This is a genomic window from Haloprofundus salinisoli, from assembly GCF_020097815.1.
Taxonomy (GTDB): Archaea; Halobacteriota; Halobacteria; order Halobacteriales; family Haloferacaceae; genus Haloprofundus; species Haloprofundus salinisoli.
In genome coordinates, this window is record NZ_CP083663.1 from 2,464,632 (window position 1) to 2,490,639 (window position 26,008).

At 66.8% G+C, this 26,008-nt stretch carries 30 protein-coding genes and 1 pseudogene; 22 read left to right on the forward strand and 9 right to left on the reverse strand.

Going from position 1 to position 26,008, the window contains the following annotated elements:
- Nucleotides 1-60 precede the first annotated feature (60 nt).
- Nucleotides 61-2,730 carry an AAA domain-containing protein gene (locus LAQ73_RS13045; protein WP_224268709.1) on the reverse strand — a complete coding sequence of 890 codons (2,670 nt, stop codon included), beginning with the start codon at nt 2,728-2,730 and terminating at the stop codon, nt 61-63.
- Nucleotides 2,731-2,869: 139 nt separating this feature from the next.
- On the opposite strand from LAQ73_RS13045, the gene LAQ73_RS13050 reads away from it, so the two are divergent.
- The 3 genes from LAQ73_RS13050 (at nt 2,870) to LAQ73_RS13060 (ending at nt 4,257) form a co-directional block, all read left to right on the forward strand.
- Entirely contained in the window at nt 2,870-3,283 is a 414-nt protein-coding gene (locus LAQ73_RS13050; protein WP_224268710.1) for a hypothetical protein, read from the forward strand.
- A gap of 55 nt (nt 3,284-3,338) precedes the next feature.
- Nucleotides 3,339-3,890 (forward strand): hypothetical protein, encoded by a 552-nt coding sequence (locus tag LAQ73_RS13055; RefSeq protein ID WP_224268711.1) that lies wholly within the window; start codon nt 3,339-3,341, stop codon nt 3,888-3,890.
- Between the two features lie 148 nt (nt 3,891-4,038).
- On the forward strand, nt 4,039-4,257 hold the full coding sequence (locus LAQ73_RS13060) for a hypothetical protein (protein ID WP_224268712.1): 219 nt from the start codon (nt 4,039-4,041) through the stop codon (nt 4,255-4,257).
- Nucleotides 4,258-4,326: 69 nt separating this feature from the next.
- On the opposite strand, the gene LAQ73_RS13065 is transcribed toward LAQ73_RS13060, so the two are convergent.
- The 3 genes from LAQ73_RS13065 to LAQ73_RS13075 all read right to left on the reverse strand — a co-directional run bounded on the left by LAQ73_RS13065 (nt 4,327) and on the right by LAQ73_RS13075 (nt 8,121).
- Nucleotides 4,327-6,552: a glycoside hydrolase family 3 N-terminal domain-containing protein gene (locus tag LAQ73_RS13065; protein WP_224268713.1), complete on the reverse strand. Its 2,226-nt coding sequence runs from the start codon at nt 6,550-6,552 to the stop codon at nt 4,327-4,329.
- Nucleotides 6,553-6,640: 88 nt separating this feature from the next.
- Entirely contained in the window at nt 6,641-7,597 is a 957-nt protein-coding gene (locus LAQ73_RS13070) for a zinc-dependent metalloprotease (protein ID WP_224268714.1), read from the reverse strand.
- A gap of 86 nt (nt 7,598-7,683) precedes the next feature.
- A complete protein-coding gene (locus LAQ73_RS13075; protein ID WP_224268715.1) occupies nt 7,684-8,121 on the reverse strand; it encodes a hypothetical protein in 438 nt (145 codons plus the stop codon).
- 113 nt (nt 8,122-8,234) lie between these two features.
- Between LAQ73_RS13075 and LAQ73_RS13080 the strand changes: the two are divergent.
- Nucleotides 8,235-8,354: pseudogene (locus tag LAQ73_RS13080) on the forward strand (M42 family peptidase); the annotation flags it as partial.
- 331 nt (nt 8,355-8,685) lie between these two features.
- Complete coding sequence (locus LAQ73_RS13085) at nt 8,686-9,174, forward strand: 50S ribosomal protein L11 (protein WP_224268716.1); 489 nt, start codon at nt 8,686-8,688, stop codon at nt 9,172-9,174.
- 27 nt (nt 9,175-9,201) lie between these two features.
- On the opposite strand, the gene LAQ73_RS13090 is transcribed toward LAQ73_RS13085, so the two are convergent.
- A complete protein-coding gene (locus LAQ73_RS13090) occupies nt 9,202-9,930 on the reverse strand; it encodes a hypothetical protein (RefSeq protein WP_224268717.1) in 729 nt (242 codons plus the stop codon).
- A 66-nt stretch (nt 9,931-9,996) separates the two neighbouring features.
- Nucleotides 9,997-10,260 (reverse strand): DUF302 domain-containing protein, encoded by a 264-nt coding sequence (locus LAQ73_RS13095; protein WP_224268718.1) that lies wholly within the window; start codon nt 10,258-10,260, stop codon nt 9,997-9,999.
- Between the two features lie 278 nt (nt 10,261-10,538).
- Between LAQ73_RS13095 and LAQ73_RS13100 the strand changes: the two genes are divergently transcribed.
- The 6 genes from LAQ73_RS13100 (at nt 10,539) to LAQ73_RS13125 (ending at nt 14,532) form a co-directional block, all read left to right on the forward strand.
- Nucleotides 10,539-11,180: a 50S ribosomal protein L1 gene (locus LAQ73_RS13100; protein ID WP_224268719.1), complete on the forward strand. Its 642-nt coding sequence runs from the start codon at nt 10,539-10,541 to the stop codon at nt 11,178-11,180.
- Nucleotides 11,177-12,217: a 50S ribosomal protein L10 gene (locus LAQ73_RS13105; protein ID WP_224268720.1), complete on the forward strand. Its 1,041-nt coding sequence runs from the start codon at nt 11,177-11,179 to the stop codon at nt 12,215-12,217. Before LAQ73_RS13100 ends, LAQ73_RS13105 begins: the two co-directional genes overlap by 4 nt.
- A gap of 24 nt (nt 12,218-12,241) precedes the next feature.
- Nucleotides 12,242-12,574 (forward strand): 50S ribosomal protein P1, encoded by a 333-nt coding sequence (gene rpl12p / locus LAQ73_RS13110; RefSeq protein WP_224268721.1) that lies wholly within the window; start codon nt 12,242-12,244, stop codon nt 12,572-12,574.
- 159 nt (nt 12,575-12,733) lie between these two features.
- A complete protein-coding gene (locus tag LAQ73_RS13115; protein WP_224268722.1) occupies nt 12,734-13,990 on the forward strand; it encodes a tripartite tricarboxylate transporter permease in 1,257 nt (418 codons plus the stop codon).
- Nucleotides 13,991-14,083: 93 nt separating this feature from the next.
- The gene (locus LAQ73_RS13120) at nt 14,084-14,263 is read left to right on the forward strand and encodes an HVO_2753 family zinc finger protein (protein ID WP_224268723.1); all 180 of its coding nucleotides are present in this window, start codon (nt 14,084-14,086) and stop codon (nt 14,261-14,263) included.
- Between the two features lie 2 nt (nt 14,264-14,265).
- On the forward strand, nt 14,266-14,532 hold the full coding sequence (locus LAQ73_RS13125; RefSeq protein ID WP_224268724.1) for an elongation factor 1-beta: 267 nt from the start codon (nt 14,266-14,268) through the stop codon (nt 14,530-14,532).
- 400 nt (nt 14,533-14,932) lie between these two features.
- On the opposite strand, the gene LAQ73_RS13130 is transcribed toward LAQ73_RS13125, so the two are convergent.
- Nucleotides 14,933-16,099 carry a cystathionine gamma-synthase gene (locus LAQ73_RS13130; RefSeq protein WP_224268725.1) on the reverse strand — a complete coding sequence of 389 codons (1,167 nt, stop codon included), beginning with the start codon at nt 16,097-16,099 and terminating at the stop codon, nt 14,933-14,935.
- Between the two features lie 96 nt (nt 16,100-16,195).
- Here LAQ73_RS13130 and LAQ73_RS13135 point away from each other — a divergent pair, with 96 nt between their 5' ends.
- The 8 genes from LAQ73_RS13135 (at nt 16,196) to LAQ73_RS13170 (ending at nt 22,445) form a co-directional block, all read left to right on the forward strand.
- Nucleotides 16,196-16,489 carry a 50S ribosomal protein L21e gene (locus LAQ73_RS13135; protein WP_224268726.1) on the forward strand — a complete coding sequence of 98 codons (294 nt, stop codon included), beginning with the start codon at nt 16,196-16,198 and terminating at the stop codon, nt 16,487-16,489.
- Nucleotides 16,490-16,846 (forward strand): RNA polymerase Rpb4 family protein, encoded by a 357-nt coding sequence (locus LAQ73_RS13140; protein ID WP_224268727.1) that lies wholly within the window; start codon nt 16,490-16,492, stop codon nt 16,844-16,846.
- A gap of 42 nt (nt 16,847-16,888) precedes the next feature.
- Nucleotides 16,889-17,485, forward strand: a complete 597-nt coding sequence (locus LAQ73_RS13145) for a DUF655 domain-containing protein (RefSeq protein ID WP_224268728.1) — start codon at nt 16,889-16,891, stop codon at nt 17,483-17,485.
- A 98-nt stretch (nt 17,486-17,583) separates the two neighbouring features.
- Nucleotides 17,584-18,456, forward strand: coding sequence for a 16S ribosomal RNA methyltransferase A (locus tag LAQ73_RS13150; protein ID WP_224268729.1), 873 nt, complete (start codon nt 17,584-17,586; stop codon nt 18,454-18,456).
- Nucleotides 18,449-19,633 carry a mechanosensitive ion channel family protein gene (locus LAQ73_RS13155; protein WP_224268730.1) on the forward strand — a complete coding sequence of 395 codons (1,185 nt, stop codon included), beginning with the start codon at nt 18,449-18,451 and terminating at the stop codon, nt 19,631-19,633. Before LAQ73_RS13150 ends, LAQ73_RS13155 begins: the two co-directional genes overlap by 8 nt.
- Nucleotides 19,630-20,268 carry a HemK2/MTQ2 family protein methyltransferase gene (locus LAQ73_RS13160; RefSeq protein WP_224268731.1) on the forward strand — a complete coding sequence of 213 codons (639 nt, stop codon included), beginning with the start codon at nt 19,630-19,632 and terminating at the stop codon, nt 20,266-20,268. Before LAQ73_RS13155 ends, LAQ73_RS13160 begins: the two co-directional genes overlap by 4 nt.
- An 84-nt stretch (nt 20,269-20,352) precedes the next feature.
- Complete coding sequence (locus LAQ73_RS13165; protein ID WP_224268732.1) at nt 20,353-21,375, forward strand: 5-methyltetrahydropteroyltriglutamate--homocysteine methyltransferase; 1,023 nt, start codon at nt 20,353-20,355, stop codon at nt 21,373-21,375.
- Nucleotides 21,372-22,445, forward strand: a complete 1,074-nt coding sequence (locus LAQ73_RS13170; RefSeq protein WP_224268733.1) for a methionine synthase — start codon at nt 21,372-21,374, stop codon at nt 22,443-22,445. Before LAQ73_RS13165 ends, LAQ73_RS13170 begins: the two co-directional genes overlap by 4 nt.
- A gap of 15 nt (nt 22,446-22,460) precedes the next feature.
- Here LAQ73_RS13170 and LAQ73_RS13175 read toward each other — a convergent pair whose 3' ends face one another.
- Nucleotides 22,461-22,667, reverse strand: a complete 207-nt coding sequence (locus tag LAQ73_RS13175) for a TOBE domain-containing protein (protein WP_224268734.1) — start codon at nt 22,665-22,667, stop codon at nt 22,461-22,463.
- Between the two features lie 161 nt (nt 22,668-22,828).
- Between LAQ73_RS13175 and LAQ73_RS13180 the strand changes: the two genes are divergently transcribed.
- From LAQ73_RS13180 to LAQ73_RS13190, 3 genes are all read left to right on the forward strand, one after another.
- The gene (locus LAQ73_RS13180) at nt 22,829-22,978 is read left to right on the forward strand and encodes a hypothetical protein (RefSeq protein WP_224268735.1); all 150 of its coding nucleotides are present in this window, start codon (nt 22,829-22,831) and stop codon (nt 22,976-22,978) included.
- A 151-nt stretch (nt 22,979-23,129) separates the two neighbouring features.
- The gene (locus tag LAQ73_RS13185) at nt 23,130-24,734 is read left to right on the forward strand and encodes a sodium/proline symporter (RefSeq protein ID WP_425601132.1); all 1,605 of its coding nucleotides are present in this window, start codon (nt 23,130-23,132) and stop codon (nt 24,732-24,734) included.
- A 1-nt stretch (nt 24,735) separates the two neighbouring features.
- Nucleotides 24,736-25,284: a hypothetical protein gene (locus tag LAQ73_RS13190; RefSeq protein ID WP_224268737.1), complete on the forward strand. Its 549-nt coding sequence runs from the start codon at nt 24,736-24,738 to the stop codon at nt 25,282-25,284.
- A gap of 46 nt (nt 25,285-25,330) precedes the next feature.
- On the opposite strand, the gene LAQ73_RS13195 is transcribed toward LAQ73_RS13190, so the two are convergent.
- On the reverse strand, nt 25,331-25,927 hold the full coding sequence (locus tag LAQ73_RS13195; protein WP_224268738.1) for a hypothetical protein: 597 nt from the start codon (nt 25,925-25,927) through the stop codon (nt 25,331-25,333).
- Nucleotides 25,928-26,008 lie beyond the last annotated feature (81 nt).

A 26,008-nucleotide genomic window follows, 5' to 3' on the forward strand; every position in this document is an offset into this window, starting at 1 on the left:
ATAGAGTATCCGAACGGGTAGAGATTCTCACGAGCGAGTATGTGCGTGTCGCTCGGCGCCTCACCGCGCCCAGTCGAGCATCCGCGCGTAGAACGCGTCGGACTCCAACGCCTCGGCGTCGCCGACGAGGACGAGCGACTTCTTCGCCCGCGTGAGCGCGACGTTCACCCGGCGGTAGTCCTCGAACAACGGGCCGTCCAACTCGCCGGTGGCGACGAAGGAGACGACGATGACCTCCTCGCTGGACCCCTGAAAGCGGTCGACGGTGTCGACGGTCACGTCGAGGCGCTTCGTGAGCTCGGCGACCTGCGCGCGGAACGGGGCGATGACGCCGATGTCGTCGGGGTCGACGCCCGCCGCGACGAACGACTCGACGACTTCTGCGACCCGGTCGGCTTCGACGGGGTTGGCGTTGCCCTCGCGCCGACCGCTTGGGTCGACGAAGGAGACGCCGCCGCGGAGTTGCTCCGGGAGCGCGGACTCGTCGACGCCCGGGAGGTCCGAGAGTCGTTGCGCGGCGACTTCGCCCGTCGCCGGGCGCAACCGACCAGCATAGAACTCGGCCGAGGAGAACGCCTGAATCCGCTGCGCCATCCGATACTGCCGGTCGAGCATCACCGACGCCTCCGGGTAGGTGTCGATGAGACGCTCGAACAGCGACTGCTGGAGGTCGTTCTCCGCGCGGACGACCGGCGGCAGTTGCTCGTGGTCGCCGACGAGGACGAACCGCTCGGCGAGGTTGAGCGCCGCGAGCGTCCCGGGTTCGGTGAGCTGCGACGCCTCGTCGACGAGCGCCACGTCGAACGCCTGCTCGCGGAGGATGCGAGAGCCGCAGGAGGCCGTGGTGGCGGCGACGACGGAGGCCTGCGTGAGCTCCGCCGCGCGCTCGTTCGGGTCGCCGCCGCGGACGAGACGAAGGTCCTGCATATCGCCGCGGACGCCGTTTTCGGTGCCGACTCTGATGATATCCTCGAACCCCTGGTCGCGCAACGCTTCGAGCGCGTTGTCGACGGCGCGGTTCGTAAAGGCGGTGAGCAGCACTCGGTCGCCCCGTTCGACTAGCGCACGAATCGTCCGGGCGATGGTGTACGTCTTCCCCGTGCCGGGCGGGCCGTGGACGAGCGCGCAGTCCTCGGCGTTGACCGCTAAATTGACCGCTGCGTTCTGCGCCTCGTTGTTGCCGATGTACTCGGTCTTGCCGTCGCGGAACTGGGGTACTCGTCGGCCGAACAGCACGTCTTTTCGCTTTTCGTCGCCCTTCAGCAGCGCGTCGTGCAGTGCCGTCAGCATTCGGTCGACCGAGAGGTCCGAGGGGTAGACGTCGAGACGGCACAGGTCGACGGGTTCGTCGGTGGTGACGACGACCTCCTCGCCGAGCGTCTGGATTCGGCAGAGTTCGGCGTGGCCCGCCACCGGATCACCGTCGGAGGCGAGCGCCACGTCGCCCTCGCGGAGCTTCGAGACGGCGTCGTCGGTCTTTCTCGCGCGGAGTTCCCAGCGCCCGCTCGGTAACTCACGGCGACTCAGCGGTTCGAGGCCGATGACCGCTCTGTCGTCGTCCGCGCGTTCTTCCGCGGTTTGCTCCCAGAGCTTGCGGTACTCCTCGTGCGTCTCGCGGCGCTCCTCCTCGATGGCGTCGTACAATCGGCGGAAGTAATTGAGTTCGTCGTCCGGGAGCGGCTTGCCTATCTGGCCGGCTTTCGAGCGCTGGTCGAGGCGGCCGGAGACGACCATGCAGGTGTCCTGTTCGAAGCAGTACTGGCACTTCGCGTCCGCCTCGAACCCCGTCGGGACGTCGCCGTGGTACTCCATCGCGGCGATCTCGTTGCGGGTGCGGACGACGAAGTCGAGCAGGCCTTTCCCGATGGAGAAGTCCTTGGCGGGCGAGAGGTCGCCGGTCTCCTCAGAGCGGTCCAGCGCCGTGTTCTTCGTGTAGAGCAACGTTCCCGTGTCGACGGGGACGCCGCGCTCTTCGAGCAGCAGCGCGTAGCAGGCCGCCTGAATCTTGTCTTGGAATCGGGGGTCGCGCTTGAGGTTCTTCCCCGTCTTGAGTTCGACGGGCGACCCGCGGCGGAGCGCGTCGGCGCGACCCTTCACGCCGAAGGTGGGACTGATGAGCGTGTACTCCGAGCGCCACTCGTCTTCGTCGGTGAGCGTTCCCTGCGCCAGCCACCCCTCGATGGCGGCGGCGTTGCGCCGCACCTCGTCTTCCACTTCGGTGCGCTCGCGGCCGAGCAAGCCGAGTTGGAGGCCCGCCTCCGCGACGCGGTCGGCGATGGCGTCGTCGAGGTCACACCCCCGAAGGAGGTCGCCGAACACCTCGTGGACGATGGTCCCCTTGACGACGGGGTAGTTGAGGGGAACACCCGAGAGCTTGTTCAGGTAGTACATCCGCGGGCACTGCACCCACGAACGGATGTCGGTCACGTTGACGAGGAAGCCGGGTTCGAGCACGACGTAGGAGTCCGAACCGGTCGTGTAGCTCACCTCGCCCTGAAATTCGTTCGGCTCCGCCTCGGTCAGGAGCAGCTCCATCCCCGCCTCGGCGTGCTCGGCGGTGTGGGTCCACTTGCCCCAGAGCGTCACCGTCACCGACTCGTCGCCGTCGAGCAGCGCTTCGGCGTCCTCACCCGTCGGCCGGACCGAGAGATCGGCGACGTTGCGCTCGCCGTACTTCGTCTCGACCGTTCGGGGACCGTCGACGGCGAGGATTTGACCGCGTACGTTCACTACGAGGGCCTGCGCCCCGTGTCTGAAAAACACTGTCGGTCGTCGGAACGAATCGGAGTACCGAAGGCGTCGCCGGACCGAGAGGCCCGTATGAGTGACGCGAGCGAAGGGAAGGGCGGGTACGGGACCGACGACACCGATGAGTGAACGGGAGACCACCGACAGGAGCGCGGAGACGGACGAAGCGGAGACGGACGCGGACGCTCGGACGGTCAACGACGCCGAGACCGCCCCGCAGTTCGGCCGGAAGTGGCGACTGCTCCTCCTCGCCATGCTCGGCTTCGTCGTCGTGACGACGCTACTGCAGTTTCAGGTCGAAGGCGCGAGCGCCCTTCCCGAAATCGCCGTGAGTCTCTACGTCGTCGCCGTCGTCGGCTACGGCGTCGTCGCGGACGCGATGCGGACCAGTCGGTTCCGCATCGCGCTCTACCTCGGAGCGGTGGCGTGGGGTGCCGTCAGGTTCGTCGGCGGAGACACGACTCTCGTCACCTACGCGCTGCTCGTGTTCGGCGCGTTCCTCCTGACGCGGGAACTGACGTTTCCGAACGGATAGCTCTCGGGGACTGTCCGACCGACAAACTCATTCGACCGGCACGCCAACGCGACCCATGCGCGTCAGAGCGTGGCAGGACATCCTCGACGAGGTGACCGGGGACGACAGCGACGCCGAGAGCTGGCGAGCGGTCGCCGGCCGTCGCCGCGAGGGCGTCGGCGAGGACCTCGTGCTCGGGCACCCGAGCCGGGGTGTCTTCTTCCTGAAGACGTACGCGAAGAACCCCTACGAGATCCGCGGCGTCGGCACGCGTGTCGCCCGGAAGGTCGACGACGGCATCGAGCCGCTGTTGCCGACCCGCGAGAGCACGGGGCGGTTCGCCGTCCAGAACCCGCCGGCGGACGACGAGCACGCGAAGACGATGGCCAAGCGCGTCCAGGAGACTGTGCGGGTCCACGGCGACGCACCGACGACACCGGACGACCTCTTCACCGACCTGATGGAGGCGCTCGACAGCCCCGCGTTCGGTCCGATGGAGTTCGACCCCGGGGAGCGTCCCGATGCGCTGGACGGCTTTGCCGACGAGTTCGAGGAGGCCGAACGCCTGCTCGACGCCGAACTCGACGACCTGGTCGAAGAGGACGAGGTCGGCCGCGGATTCCAGTGAGCGACGAGCCGCGGTTGCGACCGGGGAGAGTCGCGCCGCCGCGCCGCGTAGCGGTAAACAGCGTTAACATGGCTCCGCGTCGTGGCTCCCGTATGAGCGTCTTCGACGTGACACCTTCGACCGACGACTGCGGGGGCGGACGCGACTGATGGTCGGTCCGAGTCTCTCCGACGAGGAGCGCGACGCCGCTTCGCTGCGGCTGAAACTGTTCTTCGTCCTCCTCGTCGGCGCGTCCGGCGGTCTCATCGCCCTTCAGGTCGACCCGACGCCGCTGGAACTCGCGCTCTCGGTTCTCGGCGGCCTCCTCGTCGGCCTGCTGTTGCTGGTGTTTCTCGTCCGGTCGTTCCGACAGGACCCGAGGCCGTAACGAGGCTGTTGCCCGAACGTCCCGTCGGCGATGCGCCGGTGTTCCGTCGCACTCCGTCGCCACCCCGTCTCAGTCGACGATCTCGAACGACGCCTCGTCGTCGCCGACGGAGATTCGATAGTCGCCCGATTCGACGACGTGGCCCTCGCCGGGTTTGTAGAAGCCGAACTCGGTCGCCGGAATCGACACCGCGAGCGTCTCCGACTCGCCGGGGTCGACCGACACCTGCCCGAAACCGACCAACCAACGTTCCGGGCGGACGCGCGAGCTCACAGCCTGGTTGCCGTAGACGTGGACAGTCTCGGTGCCCGGCCGGTCGCCGGTGTTCGAGACGGTCACCGTGACGTCGAGTTCGTCTCCCTCCCCGAGTTCGTCGCGTTCGACGGCGACGCCGTCGTACTCGAACGTCGTGTAGCTCAGGCCGTGACCGAACTCGTACAGCGGCGCGTACGACGGCGGGTGCTCGTCGTCGCCGATGGGCCGCGGGTGCGCGAGGTGGTCGTGGTGCTGCGGCAGGTCGCCCGCCGACCGCGGCACCGAGATGGGGAGCCGTCCCCGCGGGTCGCTCTCGCCGAACAGCGTCTCGGCGACGGCGCGGCCGCCCTCGGTACCGGGGTAGTAGGCCATCAGGAGGCCCGACGCGTTTCGGTGTAGCCAATCGACGGCAAGCGGGCGGCCGGCGACGAGCACGCCGACGACCGGCGTACCGGTCTCGTGAACCCGGCGGGCGAGTTCGCGCTGGGCCTCCGACAGTCCGAGCTCCGAGCGGGTGGGCCACTCGCCCGTCGGGACGCCCGCCTGTTCGGCGGGGCCGAACTCGTGGAGGTACCAGCCCTCGCCGAGCGCCAGTACGGCCACGTCCGCCTCTGCGGCCTTCTCGGCGGCGGTGTCCAAATCGAGCGTCTCGTTGAGTGTCGCGCCCTGTTCGTAGGTGATGCTCGCGTCGCTCTCACTCCGCTCCGCGTGACTCCGAAGCGCCTCCAGAATCGTCTCGCCCGCGGCGACGTCGGCGTCGAGGACGCTCCACCCACCGAGTTGGTGGACGATGTCGTCGGCGTTCGGCCCACCGACGAACACGTCCTCGTCGCCCGACAGCGGGAGGATGCCGTCGTTTTCGAGCAGGGTCATGCTGGCGCGGGCGGCCTCGCGCGCCACCTCGCGGTGGTCGTCGGTACCGACCCTCTCGCTCGCCTCGTCGGCGTCGACGTACGGGTCTTCGAACAGTCCGAGTTCGAACTTGCGTTCGAGCACTCGGCGGACGCTCGCGTCCAGCGTCTCCTCGTCGAGTTCGCCGCGTTCGGCTAAGTCGACGAGGTTCTCGGCGTGTTCGACGCTGCCGACGGAGGCGACGTCGAGGCCGGCGGCGTGCGCCTGCCGGACGGCGTCGCGCTGGTCTCTCGCCGTCCGGTGGTCGTCCGCGAGCTGTCGGACGCCGTTCCAGTCGGAGACGACGTGGCCGTCGAACCCCAGCTCCTCGCGGAGCAGGTCGGTGAGGACGGTTCGAGAGCTGTGGGAGGGCTCGCCGTCGACGGAGTTGTAACTCGGCATCACGGAGTCGACGCCCGCCGCGAGTGCGTCCTCGAACGGCCGGACGAACGTGTTCCGAAGCTTGTACTCGGAGACATCGACGGGCGAGGCGTCCTCGCCGCGCTCGGGTTCGCTGTACGCCGGGAAGTGCTTCGCCGTGGCGAGAACCGGTTCGTCGCTCCCTCGGTAGCCGCGAATCTTCGCCGCGGCCATCTTCGCGCAGAGCAGCGGGCTCTCGCCGAACGTCTCGAAGGTTCGCCCCCATCGGGGGTCGCGCCCCACGTCGCAGGTCGGCGAGTAGTTCTGGTGCGCGCCGGTTCGGCGCATCTCCCTCGCAGTGAGTTGGGCGCTCTCCTCGACCAGTTCTGGGTCCCACGTCGCCGCCGCGCCGAGACCGTTCGGAAAGACGGTGGTGTCGGCGACGTAGGCGTGGCCGTGGACGGCGTCGACGTTGAACAGGAGCGGGATGCCGAGTCGCGTCTCCTCGCGGGCGATGCGCTGGAGGTCGTTGGCTATCTCGGCGGCTTCGGTCGGGTCCGTCGCCAGCGGGGCGGCCCAGCCGAACGGCGCGGCGACGCCGAGGTGATGGTCGCGGACCGCGTCGGCGACGTCCTCGAACGTCTGTTCGGCGCGGAGGTGGCCGCCCCACGTCCCGACGAGCTGTCCGGCCTTCTCTTCGAGCGTCATCCGGTCCAGCAGGTCCGAGACGCGTTCGTCGGTGTCGAGGTCCGGTCGGCGATACGGCGGCGTCCCGTCGTCGTCGCTCATGGGTGACAGTAACGAGAAGAGCGTGAAGAGCGTTTAGGCGTCGGTGACCCGGAAGCGACTCGGGGAGAGATGGGCGGTCGGGCGGTCGTTACGGGTCGACCCGCGCCAGCCACAGACCGGGGTCGTCGAGTTCCTCGTCGGTCGGCAGGTTCTCCGGTTTCTCCCAGACTTTGCTGGCGGCGGCGACGCCGCGGACCTCGGCGACGGACTCGAAGAAGCGCGCGCCGCGCTCGTACTGACGGCGCTTGAGGCCGAGGCCGAGGAGGCGTCGTGCGAGTTGCGCGAGCGGACCGCCGCCGCGACGGCGGGCGTCGAGTTTTCGTCGCAGGTCCTCGTAGTCGTCGTCGAACGCGCGGTCCATCAGCAGTTCCGCGTACCCCTCGACGGCCGTCATCGCGTTGTCGAGTTCGCGGAACGCCTCGCGGTCGATGCTGCCTTCGGTGAGCGCGTCGACGCCGCGCTCCATCCGCGATTCGAGGTGGCCCGAGAGCCACGGGGCCGCGCCGAACTCCGCGGCGTGCGACACTTCGTGGAACGCGATCCAGCGGCGGAAACGGGGGTAGTCGACGTTCAACTGGTCGGCGACCTTCCGGATGTTGGGGTGGACGAAGTAGAGGCCGTGGTCGTCGTCGCCTTCGGCGAGGAGGAGCGGGTCGTACTGGCCGAGGACGTTGCTGCCGAGAAACGAGAGCATGAACGCCATCGTCCCCGTGTTGATGGTGCGAGCGACGCCGGGGAAGATTCCGTCGGCGCGCTCTTCGAGCGGGCGCATCACGCGCTCGAACGTGCGGATGTTCGCGTCGATCCAGTGGTGGCGGTTCTGGACTTCGATGGCCTCCGGCAGGTCGAACTCGACATCGCCGACCGTTCGGAGGCGGCTTCGGGCGTCGCGCACGTCGTCGGCGTAGCCCGCCCGTTCCTCCGACGAGAGGTCGAGACTGCCGGGTTCGGTGGCGGCTTTCGCGGCGTCTGCGACCGCATCCCAGTCGATGACGCCCGTCCCGGACGCACCCGCGACGGCCCGGACGCTACGATAGAGATTCATACGGGTACTCTGTGCGCACGGCAGAAAACGCTTCGTGTGATGGTGTCGCGCCGGCGGCGGTCGCCGACGCGGCGACCCGCGCGGGCTTACGCTTCGCCACTGAGTTCGTCGAGTTCTTCGAGTTCGTCGAATCCGGCGTCGTCACCCATCAGGCTCTTGGCGGCCGCCGCGATGACGGCGACCAACACGAGCGCGAGGAGTAGCTTTCCGCCGTTGCCGCCGGAGTCGCTCGCATCTTCGTCTGCGTCCTCGGTAGCTTCCGACGTCGTCTCGCCGCGCGCCTTGCGCTCGCGGCTCTCCACGTCGGCGGCCGTCTCTATCTGGTCGACTCCGTCGCTGGTGCCGCCGTCGCCCGTGGCCCGCCCGCGTTTGCCGAGCAGTTTCGAGACTGTCCCCTTCGTGTCGATCGCCTCGCTCTGTTCGTCGGCGTCGCCTTCCTTGCCGGCGAACATCGGGCCGGTGTTGGTGGGACTGAAGCTGAATCCGTCGTGCAGGTGAATCTCGAGTAGTGTGAAATCTCCCATAGCTGTAGATAATCCGACGAGGACGAACTTAGACGTTGTGGCGGGCGAGAGCGGCCACACGGAAACGAAGGCGCACACGTCGCGTTCGTGCCCGCCGTGTGTGACCGACAGGCTTGGAGCGCGGCCGACGACAGTTCTTAGACGCTCTGCTCACCACCCCCAGCCCCTTCGGCTACGAGACGTGCGGTCAGCGCGTCTGGGTCGACTACGTCGGCGAGTTCGCCGACGATATCCGGCGGAAAATATTCAACGGCGAACACAGAAAACTTATTAGTCGAACGGACAACAGGGAGATGTTACGCACCTCGGTGCTGACACTCGGCCCTCCACGTCGGCACCTTTTGACTCGACGACGACTCGGTGAGCCGGCCGTGTCGCGGGCAGAGAAATCAGGAACCCATGACGAAACGCACTCGCCGGGGAACTCAACGTCGTGTACTTGGTCTGCAGTCGAGGAGAGTCGTCACGCATCTCGGCTCAGCCCGACTCCCTCGTGTGTGACGACCTCACACCGTCTGCGGCCGAAAGACAATCGTTAAAAGTCGTCGCCGGAATACTCCGAACATGGCTGGAACTATCGAAGTGCTCGTCCCCGGCGGGCAGGCCAACCCCGGTCCGCCGCTCGGCCCGGAACTCGGCCCGACGCCGGTGGACGTGCAGGCCGTCGTACAGGAGATTAACGAACAGACCGACGCGTTCGACGGCATGGAAGTCCCCGTCACCGTCGACTACGAGGACGACGGCTCGTTCGAAATCTCCGTCGGTGTGCCGCCGACTACGGCGCTCATCAAAGACGAGGCGGGCTTCGAGACCGGCAGCGGAACTCCGCAGTCGGAGTTCGTCGCCGACCTCTCGGTCGAGCAGGTCAAGAAGATCGCCGAACAGAAGAGTTCGGACCTGCTCGCCTACGACGTGAAAAACGCCGCCAAGGAAGTCGGCGGCACCTGCGTCACCCTCGGCGTCACTATCGAGGGCGAGAACGCCCGCACGTTCAAACAGCGCGTCGACGACGGCGAGTACGACGACGTGCTCGCCGACGAAGCGACGGCGTAGTTCCACTTCACGCCCTTTTCGCGGAGCTTAGAGGAAGAGCAACAGCGTCGCGTAACCCGCCGCACCGACGAGAAACGCCGCGAAGTTGCTCTGCTGGTGTTCGGGAACTTCCTCCTTGATGACGTTGAGGACGACGCCGCCGGCGAGGAAGGCGAAAAGTAACGCGAGGTCGACCTCCGAGAGGGAGACGAGTTCGCCGAGCGTCCACCCGCCGAGCACCGCCCCGGCGAGGAGCCACCGACCGTGGCGGTGGTACGGCCGCTCGTGGAGGCGTCGAAAGCCCGCGTCGGTCACGAAGAAGTGAAAGCCCATCGCGAAGAAGAAGAACAGCAGGTTCCAGAGGCCGGCGTCGATGCGGTGGACGAGCAGGTAGCCGATAATGGTGTTGTAGAGGCCGAAGGAGGTGATGTGAACCCAGAACACCCAGTCGCCCTCGTCGTCGTCTTCGTCCGCCTTGGGTCGCGGTCGCTGCGCGAGGCGTTCGAGGCCGTAGAAGGTGGCGAAGCCACCGAGTGCGACGAGGTAGGCGTGGTGTTCGAGGAAGGGGAGGAGTCCGAGATTCGACTCGTGCAGCGTCTCCTGTTCGGCGCTCAGCTCCGGGAGGACGTGGACGAACACGTACGCGAGCGACGCGCCGCCGGCGAACGAGATCCAGACTCGACGAGAGACGAGCGCGGTGGCGCGAAGTCGGTCGGCTTCAAGATGGACGACTGCGAGGCCGACTGCCAAAACGAGCGTCCACGGCGACGAGAGCATCTGGTAACAGAGGGGAGGCTAGCCGGAAAGGCACGATGCTTGTCTGTAACTGTGCCTTTTCGGTCGCTACGCCGAGTTCCCGGTCGCCAACCCGCGAAGCGCCCGCGCAATCTGGTCGAGCGTCTCCGCCTGCCCGGTGATACCGTGACGGGTGGCGAGGTAGTTCGGACGGTTGTAGCCGACGTGTACCGCGCCGACGGCGAGAAGGCGGAGACAGTTTCGGCGGTCGAACCGGACGCCGCGCGCCGACTCCGTGTCGACAGCCTCCGTGTCGGCAGCGTCTTCGGTGGTCGCGGTGCGTTCGCTCGTCGATGGGTCGTCGCGGGTCATCGTACGGAACCGTACGGCGATGAAGAGAATGAAAAACGGGTAAAAACGCTCAGGACCGCCATATTCTCCCTTTTAGCGGAGTATGGGACAGCACCGAGTGTCTCCAGACGGATATCGCGGGCCGGCGCGAACGCCCGTTATCGACTGCGAACAACTCACACATGGCGACTCCCGCTTCGACGCTTTTAAGTCCGCGATGACCCTCGTTCCGGTGAGACAGGCAGACGCCTGTTTCACTGACCCGTAGGAGCAGTTCCTGCGTACTACGGAGGTGAATAATGGCAGACGACTCTATCGTACAAGCGGTCTCTCGCGCGCTCGACGAGGCACCGGCTCGCAACTTCAGCGAGACGGTCGACCTCGCCGTTAACCTGCGCGACCTAGACCTCAACGACCCATCGAATCGTGTCGACGAGAGTATCGTCCTTCCGTCCGGAACCGGCCAGGACACCCAGATTGTGGTGTTCGCCACGGGAGAGACGGCACTCCGCGCCGAGGACGTCGCAGACGACGTCCTCGACGGAGATGACCTCGAAGAACTCGGTGACGACTCCGACGCCGCCAAGGACCTGGCGGACGAAACGGACTTCTTCGTCGCCGAAGCAAACATGATGCAGGACATCGGTCGCTACCTCGGTACCGTGCTCGGTCCCCGAGGGAAGATGCCGACGCCGCTGCAGCCGGACGACGACGTCGTCGAAGTTGTCAACCGGATGAAGAACACAGTGCAGCTTCGAAGCCGCGACCGGCGCACGTTCCACACGCGCGTCGGCGCGGACTCCATGTCCGCCGACGAAATCGCGGACAACATCGACGTCATCGTGCGTCGTCTCGAAGCCGACCTCGAGAAAGGCCCGCTCAACATCGACAGCATCTACGTGAAGACCACCATGGGGCCCTCCGTGGAGGTGGCCGGATGAGCGAGAGCGAATCCGTCCGCAAGACGGAGACCATCCCGCAGTGGAAGCAGGACGAGGTCGGCGAACTCGTCGACTTCGTCGAGAACTTCGCGTCGGTCGGTGTCGTCGGCGTCACCGGCATTCCCAGCCGCCAGCTACAGAACATGCGGCGGGAACTCCACGGCAGCGCCAGCGTCCGGATGAGCCGCAACACGCTGCTCATCCGCGCCCTCGAGGACGTCGACAGCGGCTTCGAGAAGCTCGTCGACCACGTCGACGGGCAGGTCGCGCTCGTCGGCACGAACGACAACCCGTTCGGGCTGTACAAACAGCTCGAAGCGTCGAAGACGCCCGCACCCATCAACGCGGGCGAAGTCGCGCCGAACGACATCGTCATCCCCGAGGGTGACACGGGTGTCGACCCGGGTCCGTTCGTCGGCGAACTCCAGCAGGTGGGCGCGCAAGCGCGCATCATGGACGGCTCCATCAAGGTGACCGAGGACTCCACCGTCCTCGAAGCCGGCGGGGAGGTCAGCGTCGACCTCGCGAACGTCCTGAGCGAACTCGGCATCGAGCCGAAAGAGGTCGGTCTCGACCTGCGCGCCGTCTACTCCGAGGGCACACTGTTCGACCCCGAGGACCTCGACATCGACGTCGACGAGTACCGCGCGGACATCCAGTCCGCCGTCTCGGCGGCGACGAACCTCTCGGTCAACGCGGTCTATCCGACGACCCAGACCGCCCCGATGCTCATCGCCAAGGCGACGAGCGAGGCGAAGGCCGTCGGTATCAGCGCCGCCATCGCCGAGCCGGACCTCGTACCGGATCTCGTCACGAAGGCGGACGCACAGCTCCGCGCGCTCGCGGCGCAGATCGACGACGAAGAGGCGCTCCCGGAGGAGCTGCGCGGCGTGGAAGCGCCCGCGGCACCCGCCGAGGAGTCCGAGGAATCGACTGACGAAGAAGACGCAGACGCCGAACAGGCGGCCGAGGAAGACGCCGGCGACGACGACGAAGACGACGACGGCGGCGACGCGCTCGGCGCGATGTTCGGCTGATCAACACCAACGGAGAATACAACAATGGAATACGTTTACGCAGCTCTCATCCTGAACGAAACGGACGAAGAAATCAACGAGGACAACGTCACCGCGGTGCTCGAAGCCGCCGGCGTCGATGTCGAGGAATCCCGCGTCAAGGCGCTCGTCGCCGCGCTGGAGGACGTCGACATCGAAGAGGCCATCGAGACGGCCGCTGCGGCACCCGCCGCCGCGCCCGCCGGTGGCTCCGCCGACACCGAGGAACTCGACACCGTCGACGAGGACGAGGACGAGGCCGAGGAAGCCGAAGCCGAAGAGGAAGACGAAGAAGACGAAGAGGCCTCCGGCGAGGGTCTCGGCAACCTGTTCGGTTAAACCGGACACGTCAGCCGACTCCGCCGCCTCGTTTCGACGACTACACCCTGCGTTTTTTGGACACCCGACCGGTGAGCGACTGCATCGTCGTGCTCTCCGCGCCGCCGTCCGAGTACCGACGCGACCGTTTAAATCCGAAGACGCGTCCAACTCGCGGGGATGGACCCGCTTTCGGTTCGCCCGACGCTCGCGCTCGCGCCGACGGCGGAGTTACTCCTGTTCGTCGCCTGCGGCGTCTCCCTCGGTACCGCGAGCGGACTCGTACCGGGCGTCCACGCGAACAACTTCGCGCTCTTACTGGCGGCGGTCGGCCCGACGCTTCCGGGGTCGCAGACCGCCGTCGGAGCGGCGATTCTCGCGGCGGGCATCGTCCACACGTTTCTCGACGTGGTCCCCGCGCTCGCGCTCGGCGTCCCGGGTCCAGCGATGGCGGCGACGGCGTTACCCGGACATCGCCTCGTCGTCGCCGGACGCGGGCGCGAGGCGCTCCGACTCTCCGCACTCGGGAGCGTCCTGGCGGTCGCGCTGGCGGTGCCGCTCGCGCTCCCGGTGACGTGGCTGATGACGGAGGCGTATCCGCTCGTTCGGGCGTATCTCCCGGCCGTGCTCGCGGTCGTCGTCCTGGTGCTGTTGGCCACCGAACCGTCGCGACGGGCGGCGCTCGCGGGTGCGTTCTGTTTCGCCCTCGCGGCGCTGCTCGGCGTCTCGACGCTCGATTTGGAGCCCGAAGCCCCGCTGGCGCTCGGCGGGATGCTCGCGCCGCTGTTCTCGGGGCTGTTCGGCGCGCCGGTGCTGCTCGACGCGTTCGACGGTGCCGGCGTTCCACCGCAGGACGATGCGACGCTGACGCTCTCCGGGCGAGAGATCGGGCGGACCGCCGGAGCGGGGTCGGTGGCGGGCGCGTTCGTCGGCTACCTGCCGGGCGTGTCCGCGGCCGTCGCATCGGTGCTGTCGTTGCCGCTCGTGCCGAATATCGACGGCGAGGGTGCACGGGAGTTTCTCGTGGCGTCGAGCGGCGCGAACACGTCGAACACCGTCTTCGCGCTCTTTGCGCTCGTCACGCTCGGGACGCCCCGAACCGGCGTGATGGTCGCCCTCGAAGACGGCGGGGGCGGCGTCGGCGAGGGGACGCTTCCCGCGCTGTTGGCGACGACCGCGGTCGCCGCGCTTTCGGGATTCGCACTCGTCGTACTCGTCGGCGACGGCTACCTCCGCGTCGTCGGACGGGCGAACTACGCGATGATTTCGGCGACGGTACTCGCGCTTCTGGTCGCCCTCTCGTGGTCGTTCGCTGGTCTCGTCGGCGTCGGCGTCTTCCTCGTCGCGGCGCTCGTCGGTCTCGTTCCGGTGCGACTCCGCACTCGGCGCGTCCACCTGATGGGCGTTCTCGTCGGGCCGCTGATTCTGGGCGTCTGAGTCGCCGCTCGCCCGCCGTCTGTGGGTTCTCGAACGACCCCGAGGCGGGAATGAAAGACAATCGTTAAAAGTCGGCGTCGGGTTTGTCTGGGTATGAGCCAGACGGACCAGCGACAGGAGCGCCAGTGTGTCTCCTGCGGTATCAACATCGCCGGGATGAGCGCGGCGTCGTTCAAGTGCCCGGACTGCGGGCTGACCATCTACCGATGCGCGAAGTGCCGCAAACAGAGCAACCTCTACGAGTGCCCGGACTGCGGGTTCATGGGGCCGTAATCATGGGGAAAGTCGCCGCCAAGATGAAAGTGATGCCGCAGAGCCCCGAGATCGACCTCGACGAACTGCAGGAGCGTCTCGAGGACGCCCTGCCCGAGGGCGGGAAAATCAACGGTTTCGAGCGCGACGAAGTCGCGTTCGGGCTCGTCGCCCTCCTGCCGACAGTCATCGTCCCCGACGACGCCGGCGGCACGGAAGCCATCGAAGAGGCGTTCACCACCGTCGAAGGCGTCGAGAGCGTCGCCGTCGAGAACGTCGGTCGCATCTAAAACGCCCACCTTTTTCCGCCTCGGGTCGCGCTCCGCGCGACCGCTCGGCGCAAAAATCCGGACCAAAAAGGCCGCTCGCTCGGCCTCGCGGCCTCGCTCGCGGTACGACCTAACGCGAACCACACCGCCAGCGACCGCATCGCTCCGCTCCGAGTGTTTATCAGCGAAGATGGGACCAGACAGCCCCATGCGTTAACGAGTCGTCGCGGAGTCGGTCAAGGCGAGTGCACGGCGCGCCGCTCCGCGAGTCCTGGGTATCGCTGTGCCGTCTGTTCGCTACAATCAACTTCTCGCTCGCTTCGTCGCTCGTCGCCGCGACGAACGAACAGTCAGAGTGAGAGATGGATGCTTCTGCGAGCGCCGCGTCCGTCTCGGAGTTCTGGTCCCGCCGCCGTCGGCGTCAGTCGAGCGCCGCGTCGAACGCCTGCTGGAGGTCAGCCTTCTGGTCGTCGACGTGTTCGATGCCGACGCTGACGCGGATGAGGCTGTCAGTGAGCCCGGCGGCGACGCGCTCTTCGCGCGGAATCGCCGCGTGCGTCATCGGCGCGGGCTGTTCGATGAGGCTCTCGACGCCGCCGAGACTCTCCGCGAGCGTGAACACCTCGGTGTTCGAGACGACGGCGCTGGCCTGGTCGAGCGTCCCGTCGAACTCGAAGCTGAGCATCCCGCCGAAATCGTCCATCTGCGAGGCGGCGACGTCGTGCTGGGAGTGCGAGTCGAGTCCCGGATAGTAGACGTGGTCGACCGCCTCGTGGTCGTCGAGCCACCGTGCGAGTTCACGGGCGTTGTCGCAGTGGCGGTCCATCCGGACGGGCAGCGTCTTCGTCCCGCGGAGGACGAGGAAGCAGTCGAACGGACTCGGCGTCGCGCCGACGCTGTTCTGGTAGAAGCCGAACTTCTCGTCAAGTTCCTCGTCGTCGGTGACGAGCGCACCGCCGACCACGTCGGAGTGGCCGCCGAGATACTTCGTCAGCGAGTGGCTGACGACGTCCGCGCCGTGTTCGAGCGGGCGCTGGAGGTACGGCGTCGCGAACGTGTTGTCGACGGCGCAGAGCGCGTCGTTGTCGTGGGCGATGTCGGCGAGCGCCGCGATGTCGTTGACGCGCATGAGCGGGTTCGTCGGCGTCTCGACCCACAGCAAGGCCGTCTCCTCGCGCATCGCGTCGGCGACCGCGTCGTGGTCGGTCGTGTCGACGAAGTCGAACGCGACGTCGTACTGCTCGTACACCTGCGTGAAGATGCGGTGGGTCCCGCCGTAGACGTCGTCGCCGGTGACGACGTGGTCACCGGATTCGAGCAGATTCAGCACGGTGTTTATCGAGCCCATCCCCGAGGAGAAGCAGCGACCGTACGCGCCGCCTTCGAGGCTGGCGAGGTTCTCCTCTAAGGCCGTTCGCGTCGGGTTGCCCGTACGCGAGTACTCGTAGCCGCGGTGCTCGCCCGGCGCGTCCTGCTCGTAGGTGGAGCTCGCGTAGATTGGCGTCATCAACGCCCCCGTCTCCGGGTCCGGTTCTTGGCCGTCGTGAATCGCGCGCGTCTCGATTCGTGGCTCGGAGTTACCGTCCATACGGAGAGGTGACCGCAGAGGCGTGTTACTCTTACTCTTCCGCGGCGCGGGAGCGTGTCTTTTATAATCCGACCGTGAGTAACCCACTCCACAACCATGCCGAGTTCGAACGGTCCACTTAAGGGCAGCACGAGAGGCAAACTGACGAACCACCCGCGAGAGCGCGGCACCTCCCCGCCGCAGCGCGCGATTCAGGAGTTCGAGGTCGGACAGAAAGTCCACCTCAACATCGACCCGAGCGTCCGCAAGGGGCGTTTCCACCCGCGTTTCAACGGCCACACCGGCGAGGTCCTGGGTAAACAGGGTCGCGCGTTCAAGGTCGAGATCAACGACGGCGGGAAGGCGAAGACGGTCATCACGCGCCCGGCGCACCTCCGCGCGCAGAAGTAGATGACGATATTCAAAGAGAAGCTCGACGAGGAGTACCTCACCATCTCGGAGGTAAAGCCGCTGCTGCAGGATGTCGAAGCGGAGCGGGCGGCCGACGAGGAGCGTGAGCTCCGCTACGAGTTGGCGCGCTCTATCGAGCACGTCAATCGCTTTGCGGTCCTCGACCCGGAAGAGTCGCGCGAACTCGTCGAAGAGCTGCTCGAACAGGAGAAAGTCGACGAACAGACCGCGTTCAAGATCGCCGACCTTCTTCCGCAGGACCGCAACGAACTCCGCGCCGTCTACGCGCAGCAGCGCTACGCGCTCTCCGGTGACGAGCTCGACGACATTCTCGACGTCGTCGCCAAGTACGCGTAGCCGGCCTATTTTTTAAATAGCCCGTCGCCGTACACGTCCGTTATGTCTGGTTCCGAGCGCGGTGACGGCGAGGCCGAGAGTCGACCGCAGTACGCAGTCGTCCTCGACTATCTCCCCTACGGGAAATCGGACGACGACCGCCCGCGGTACCAGAAACAGCCGATAGCGTACGCGCTCGGCGAAGAACGGTTTCGACTCGTCGAACTCACCTTCGACGACGACGCCGACGTGAGCATCGGCGACCGCATCGCTATCGAGCCGAACTCGGCGCGAGAGCACATCCAGCGTATCCGAACCGTCGAGTACGGCGACCTCTCGAACGGCGCGGTCAACGAACTGGAGTACGTCGTCGCCGACATCATCGACGCCGACGAGGAACGCTTCGTCACCTTCTACGACGACGCCCAACCGATCACGATTCGTCTCCACCAGTTGGACCTCCTCCCCGGCATCGGCAAGACGCTGCGAAACAACATCCTCGAACAGCGAAAACGACAGCCGTTCGAGAACTTCGACGACCTCCAGGAGCGCGTCTCAGGCCTCCATCGACCCAAGGAGGTGCTCGCGGAGCGAATCATCGAGGAGCTCCGAGACGAGGACCTGAAGTACAAGGCGTTCGTTCGTCGGTCGAACGACTGACGGGGCGACTGCGGCCTCTCTCGCCGAGCGGTGCCACGAAGCGAGCGACCGCGAATCGGAACGGGAACTTTACCCACGTCCGGCGTGAACTCCGCTCAATGACTGGGTCGGACGGACAGTCCCACAGCTCGGAGCGACGCAACCCGGACGCCCTGATTCGACGCGCCGGCGCTCGCGGCGACCCCGACCACGACCAACACTTTCTGGTCGACGACCGCGTGCTCGACCGCATCCCCGGCTACCTCCCCGACGGAGCCGACACGAGTCACGTCCTCGAAATCGGCGGTGGTCCGGGCGCGCTGACCGACCGCCTGTTGGCCGTCGCCGACCGCGTGACCGTCGTGGAACGCGACCCGACGTTCGCTGCGTTTCTCGAACGGGAGTTCCGCGGCGAAATCGAGGCGGGGACGCTGACAGTCGTCGAGGGAGACGCGCTCGACGTCGACCTCCCCGAGTTCACCGCCTGTGTGGCGAACCTCCCGTACGGCGTCTCCAGCGAGATTACGTTCCGACTGCTGCCGAAGAAGCGTGCGATGGTACTGATGTTCCAGAGGGAGTTCGCCGACCGGATGGTCGCCGACCCCGGAACCGCCGAGTACGGCCGCCTCTCGGTGAGCACCCAGCACTACGCCGAGGCCGAACTCGTCGAACCCGTGCCGCCGACGGCGTTCTCGCCGCCGCCGGCCGTCGACAGCGCCATCGTCCGCCTGACCCCGCGCGACCCCGACTACGAGGTCGACGACGAGCAGTTCTTCTTAGACTTCGTGAAGGCCATCTTCACGCAGCGACGGAAGACGGTCCGAAACGGTATCCGAAACACGGCGCACATCTCGGGACTTTCGGACCCAGACGCCGTCGTCGACGCCGCGCCCGAGGAACTGCTGCGAAAGCGCGCCGGGAAGGTGACGCCGAAGGAGTTCGCCGAACTGGCCGCCATCGCGTCCGAGTTCCGCGGGGGTGGCGATGGATAGCGTCTGGCTCCTACAGGTCGAGAAACCCGGATGGCGCGGGCTGATTCCGTGGCTGGCGAACGCCGAACCGTACCCCGAGGCACAGGTTCTCGTCACCGTCGTCATCTCCGTCTCCCTGTTGGCGTTCAGACGCGGCGCACACGGGTGGGCCGACAATCACGGGTGGGACGTCTCGGAGCTTCTGGTCTCCGGAGTCATCGCGCTCGTCTCGACACTCGGCATCGTCATCCTCATCGGAACGTGGGGGCTGACGAACGAGTTGAACAACGCGTACGGCGATCTCGACCTCACCACCCAGATTCCGAAGGTCGCACTCGCGTTCATCCTCATCGGCGCGGCGTACGCGCTCACCGGGTTCATCGGCCGCCTCATCCAACGGTTCGCGGGTTCGAGCGACATCACCGAACACCAGCGCGAACTCATCTACCGACTGACGCAGGTCAGCATCTACTCGCTCGTCGGTCTCGTCGTCATCGGCCTGCTTACCGAGAACGTCGGCAACCTGCTGGTCGGGGCCGGTTTTCTCGGTATCGTCGTCGGTATGGCCGCGCGACAGACGCTCGGGTCGGTGCTGGCGGGGTTCGTGTTGATGTTCTCGCGCCCGTTCGAGATCGGCGACTGGATCGAAATCGGCGACAACGAGGGGATCGTCACTCACGTCTCCATCGTGTCGACCCGACTCCAGACGTTCGACGGCGAGTACGTGATGATTCCGAACGACGACGTGAGCGCGAAAGCCATCGTCAATCGTACCCGAAAGGGCCGACTCCGCATCGAAGTCGACGTCGGCATCGACTACGACGCGGACGCCGACTACGCCGCCGAGGTCGCGCTCGAAGCCGTAAAAGACCTCGACGACGTCCTGTCGGTCCCGTCGCCGCAGGTCGTGTTCAAGGAGTTCGGCGAGTCGGGGATCATCCTCGGCGTCCGCGCCTGGATAGACAACCCCAGCGCTCGTCGGAAGTGGCGCACCCGAACGGCGGTCATCTCGGCGGTAAAATCCGGTTACGAGGAGGAGGACATCAACATCCCGTTCCCGGTGCGCGAACTGATGGGCCGGGGGCCGGCGGGCGGCTTCGAACTCGCCGGCGAGTCGCGTTCGGTGCGGGCGAACGCCAGCACCGACGGCGGCGAGAGCGGTGGACAGCGAGAGAACAGCGAGGATGAGAGCCGATGAGCGGCGACGAGAAGGGTAAACCGGAGACGGCGACCCGCGACTCGCTGGCCGACCGCCGCGGCGTCGAAACGCGCGTCTACCAACCGGCCGAAGACTCCGGTCTGCTTGCGAAAGCCGCGGTCGAACACGCCCGCGGACGAACGCTCGAAGTCGGCACCGGATCGGGGTGGATTGCCGCGAAAGTCGCCGCCGAAACCGACGCCGACGTCGTCGCCTCCGACCTCAACCCCCACGCCTGCCGGCAGGCGAAAGCGAGGTCGGAGGACCTGCGAGCGGCGGGCGGGGAGGGGTTCGACGTCGCCCGCGCGGACCTCTTCTCGCCGTTCGCCGACGGCGCGTTCGACACAGTGCTTTTCAATCCGCCGTATCTGCCGACCGACCCCGACAACGAGTGGGGCGACTGGATGGAAGTCGCGCTGTCAGGCGGCGAGTCCGGCCGAGAACTCATCGACCCGTTCGTCGACGGCGTCGGCCGCGTGCTCGCCGACGGTGGACAGGCGCTACTTCTCGTGAGCAGTCTCTCGGGCTACGACGAGGTGGTTCAGCGCGCCGAGAACCGCGGGTTCGAAGTCGAACCGGTCGTCGAGGAGTCGTACCCGTTCGAGACGCTGTCGATTCTTCGACTTACCGACTGACTCGCGCTTGGAAGCCCAGATATAACTCATGAGCATTTTCCCCATTAGCAAATATTAAGCGTCGGCATTTCTTAGCCAGGAGTGATGACCGAACTCGTAGCCACGACGCCGGGGCTGCATCCGTTGCCCGACTGGGCGAAGCAGCGGCTCTCGGAGTTGAAAGGCCACCAGAAAGGCGACCTCATAAGCGGCGACGAGGGGCCCGAAATCGTCGACGCGTACGAGCAGACGCGCGAAGAAGTCGTCGCCGACCAGCAGGGCGCGAACCTCGACCGGATCGTCGAGGGGCAACTTCGCTGGGACGACAACCTCGCGCACCCGTTGACCGTCCACGACAACGTCGAGACGGGCGGCATCGTCCGCTACTACGACAACAACAACTTCTACCGCGACCCGCAGGTCGCCGGCGAGCTCGACTTCTCCGGCGACGTGGCGGCGGAACTGGAGTCGGCGAGCGAACTGCTCGGCGGCGACGACGCGCTGCAGGCCGTCCTCCCGGGGCCGTACTCGCTGGCCGACCTCGCTACCGACGAGCACTACGGCGACGACGCGGAGTTCCTGGACGCGGTCGGCGAGTTCCTCGCCGGTGAGGTCGAGGCGTTCCCCGAGCACGAGACGCTGTTTCTCCTCGAACCGTCGCTCGTCGAGAACGCGCCCGGTGACGACCTCGACGCGCGAGCGAGCGAGGCCATCGATACGGTGGCGGCGGCGACGGACGCCGACGTCGTCGTCCACAGCTACTGGGGCGCGCTGGAGGAGAAAGTCTATGCGCACCTGATGGACGCCGACGTCGACGCCATCGGCTTCGACGTGGTGGCGGGCGACCGCTCGCGGACGCTCTACAACGTCAACGAGTACGGCACGAAAGAGAGCGTGGCGCTCGGCCTCGTCGACGGCCAGAACACGCTCGTCGAGTCGCCCGGGACCGTCCGCGACCGCATCGAGTGGGTGCAAGAGCAGATTCCCGCACAGGAGTTCGACACCGTCTACGCGACGAGCAACACCGAACTGTTCTACCTGCCGGTGAACAAGTACCAAGAGAAACTCGCCGCCTTGGCCGAGGGCGTCGCTCTCGCTCGCGGCGAGGAGACGGAGGTGCGAGCATGAGCCGAGACGCCGACAACAGAGCCCAGTTCCGCCCGGAGAGTCACGAGAACGACCACTTCCTCCTGACGACGGTGGTCGGCAGCTATCCGAAGCCGAAGTGGCTCAACCGCGCAAAGGACCTCGCCGAGAACGAGGAGGCGCGCTTCGACGCCGACAACCTCGCGGAGGCGTACGACGACGCCTCGGAGGTCATCACCCACGAACACGAACGCGCCGGCCTCGACACCGTCGTCGACGGCGAGATGCGCCGCAACGAGATGGTCGAGTTCTTCGCGCACCGCATCGACGGTTACGAGTTCAACGGCCCCGTCAAGGTGTGGGGTCACAACTACTTCGACAAGCCGAGCGTCGCCGACGAGGTCGAGTACGACGAACCGTGGTTGGTCGACGAGTTCGAGTTCACCCGCGACGTCGCCTCTCGACCGGTCAAAGTCCCCATCACGGGTCCGTACACGCTGGCGAACTGGTCGTTCAACGAGGCGTACGAAAACGAAGAAGAACTCGCCTACGACCTCGCGGACCTCGTCAACCTCGAAATCGAGAAACTCGTCGAAGCGGGCGCGCGCTACGTCCAGATAGACGAACCCGCGCTGGCGACGACGCCCGACGACCACGCCATCGTCGGCGAGTGCCTCGAACGCATCGCCGACGGCATCCCCGAGGAAGTCCGAATCGGCCTGCACGTCTGCTACGGCGACTACTCGCGCATCTACCCCGAACTCAACGACTACCCCATCGACGAGTTCGACGTCGAACTCTGCAACGGCGGCTACGAGCAGATCGACGTGTTCACCGAACCCGACTTCGAGCCGGACCTCGCGCTCGGCGTCGTCGACGCCCACACCGCCGAAGTCGAACCCATCGAGGAGATAAAGGAGAACATCAAGCAGGGGCTGAGGGTCGTCCCGCCGGAGAAGCTCACCATCTCGCCGGACTGCGGTCTCAAACTGCTGCCGCGCGAGATCGCCTACGGCAAGATGGAGAACATGGTCACCGCCGCCCGCGAAGTCGAGAGGGAACTCGACGCGGGCGAAATCGATATCGACGCGCCCGTGCCGACGGCCGACTGAGCCGTCGACGCGCGGTTAGGCGTCTATCATCACGTCGGTCGCTTTCACGACGGCGTCGACGGACTCGCCCTCCGTGAGGTCGAGGCGCTCGGCGGAGTTCGCAGTGATGACCGCCGCCACCGTCTGTCCGTCGTTCAGTTCGAGCTGTACTTCCGCGGTGCTCTCGCCGATTTCGAGGGACTCGATGGTCCCCGAGAGTCGGTTGCGCGCGCTGAGCGTCATGCGAGTTTGGTGCCACGAGCAGTGAGAAAAACGTTCGTCGCGAGCGTGCAACGGAGGAACGAACGCGCGACGAAGCGGCGAACGCGGCGGTTCGGGTCCGCTGCGCCGAGGAGGTGAACGACCACGTAAGCTTTTGTTCCTCGTCGAACAACACGCTCGGTATGCTAGCAATGAGTACACTCGATTGGGTCGGCTTAGTCGGGCCGTTCGTCGTGTTCTTCGTGATGTTAGTGGGCTACTACGTCCTCGAAGGGCGGCGGGAGAAACGGCTCCGCGAACAGTACGAGTCGGAGGGCAACCGTGCGAGCTGACGGCGCAGTCGGGGCGTTCTCGCCGGCAGGCGGCGTCGCGACCGTCCTGCAGGCGGACGGCATCGCGGGGACGGCGGGCACGTGGGTGCTCGTCACGTTCGCGGCGTATCTGCTGATACTGATCGGCATCGGTCTGTACTCCTCCCGGTTCATGGACACCGTCGGTGACTACGTCATCGGCGGTCGCCGCATCGGCCCCGTCGTCACGGGCTTTTCGGAGCGCGCCTCCGAGATGAGCGGGTGGCTCACGCTGGGCGTTCCCGGCGACGCCTACTCGACCGGCATCATGGCCTTCTTTAACGGGCTGGGGATGATTCCGGCCGACCTGTTCGCGTGGGCCGGTATCGCGAAGCGACTCCGCAAGTACACCGAGATCGTCCGCGCGGTCACGCTACCGACGTTCTTCGAGTACCGCCTCGGCGACGACACCGGGATGGTCAAGGGCGTCTCCTCGGTCGTCCTCATGCTGTTCGAGGGCGGTTACGTCGGCGCGCAGATCGTCGCCGCCGGGACGCTGTTGGAGGTGCTCACCGGCGTCGACACCGTCGTCGGCATCCTCGTCGGCGGCGTCATCGTCATCGGCTACACGTTCCTCGGCGGCTACTTCGCCGTCGCGTGGTCCGACTACTTCCAGGGCGCTATCATCCTCATCGCGTTCATCATCCTCCCGGCCATCGCGTTCGTCAACTACGGGCTCCCGTTCGAGGCGGTCGCCGAGACCGCGGGCTCGTCGTACACCAGCATCACCGCCGGGCTGACCGGCTGGGCGGCGCTGTTCGGCATCATCAGCTATGCCGCCATCGGGCTGGGCGTCCCCGGCAACCCGCACATCATGGTGCGGTTCATGGGTATCGACCGCGTGAAGAACGTCCGGACCGCGGCACTCGTCGCGCAGCTGTTCATGTTCGTCGCCTACATCGGCGCGGCGCTGGTCGGCCTCTACGCGCTCGCCGTCTTCGGACAGGGCGGCGTCGCCGACATCGACAATGCGATGCCGCGGCTCACGCTCGAACTCCTGCCCGGCGTCGTCGCCGGCATCGTCCTCGCGGCCGCGCTCGCGGCGATGATGTCGAGCGCCGACTCCCAGCTGCTCGTCGCGACCAGCGCCGTCGTCGAGGACGTCTACCACGGCTTCTTCAACGAGGACGCCACCGAGGAGCAGCTGGTTCGGTACTCCCGCGTCGTCACCTTCGTGCTCGGCGGCGCGAGCGTCGCGTTCGCGTTCGCCGCCTCCGGGACGCCCATCTACACGCTCGTACTCGACTACGCGTGGGGCGGGTTGGGCGCGGCCATCGGGCCGACGGTCATCGCCGCGCTGTGGTGGAAGCGCGTCACCGCCGAGGGCTCCGTCGCCAGCATGGTCGTTGGGACGGTGACGATGGTCACCTGGACACAGCTGTCGACCATCCTCGGGATGCTGAACGCGATGCCCTCGGAGTCCTCGGAGTTCCTCTACGGTCTCGTCGGCGTCTACGGGCTGTTCCCGGCGTTCGTCCTCTCGTCGCTCACGCTGGTCGTCGTCTCGCTTCTCACTCGACCGCCCGAGGGCGTCGAGGACGACTTCGACGTGTTCGAGAAACCGCTGTCGGCGGTCGTCTCCGAGCGCCAGCGCGGCGGGACGCCCGACTACGTGACCGACGGCGGCCGCGACCGGCCGAAAGCCGTCACCGAAGCCGACAACATCCGTGCGCACGTCGCCGCGTCGGAGTACTGGCGCGACGGCGACGGTGCGGCCGACGAGAGTCGGGAGGCGTGAGATGGTCGACGTCGCGGCCGCGCCGGACGACCCCGTCGCCGGGGGAGGGGACGAAGGGACGGCGAAGCAGGACGGCCCTCTCGACGGGCGACGCGAGCGCGTCGACCTGCCGGTCGTCGCGCCGGCGATCTCCAGGACATCGGTCGAGTCGGACGGGCGGGTCGGTGCCGTCGCTTACCCGTACCGCGTCTACGAGGCGCGCGTCACGATGGCGCGACCCCTCCTCGGCGACCGAATCGCGACGGTGACCGCGAGCGTCGACCGCTCGCGGCGGGTGGCGCTCCGCGCCGACGAGTTCCCCGAGGTGGAGACCCGGACGGTGGCCGACGTCCTCGTGCTCCCCTCGGAACTCGGCCCGTCCGACTGCGACGAGAAGGCGCGCGAGGCCGCGTTCAAGTGGACGCTCCGCAAGTTCTCGCTCACTCGCGCGCCCGACATCGAGTTCGAACGCGCCGTCGACGCCTACAAACTGTTCTGGCTCGCCGAGCGCGACGGCGGCGACGTCCTCGTCGACAGCGTTCGCGGCACCGAGCGTCCGCTGGAGTCGTAACGTCGCGGCGGGCGAAACAGGTCGCCGACGGAGTGGTCGCGGACACTCAGCGGTTCGATTCCCGGCGTCGCTCGTGGCGGGTGACGACCCATCGGACGCCCTCGCGGACGAACGTCCGCGCGCCGAACTCCGGGGGCGTCGGCTCCCAGTCGACGACCCACTCGCCGCTCGCGCCTTTTCTCACGGGGACCTCGGTTCCCAGGAACGCCGAGAGGTCCCCCGGGGGGACGTCGTATCCCCGGAGGACCGCTTCGAGTCGCGAGCGTCCGTCGAGTCGTTCCGGAAGCGGGAACCACTCGCTGACGACGGGACAGCGGGGCGTCGGTATCGCTACGTCGATGCGGACGCCGTCGACGGGGTCTCTGGCGTACGCCGCCGGACCGCGTCCGGGCCGGCGTCGTTCCGGTTCGACGGCGCGGACGACGCCGGCGTCGACGTAGCGTTCGAGCGCGAGCGATTCGAGGTGACGCTCCACGTCGCCGAGCGTTCGTTCGTCGGGGACGACCGTGGCCGTTCTCGCGGTGAGTGCGCTCGCGACCCGCGCGAGCAGCAGCGCGCCGGTCAGGACCACGAAGAGGTAGCCGACGATAACGACGAGCAGGAGTATCGCGAAGAGGACGAACAGTTGTGAGATATCGACCATGGCTGACCTTCCGGCGGCGGTGAGGTGCCGCCGATTCAGGCTGAGAGAAGATGGCCGTGCGCATATCGCTTTGCGCGCCGC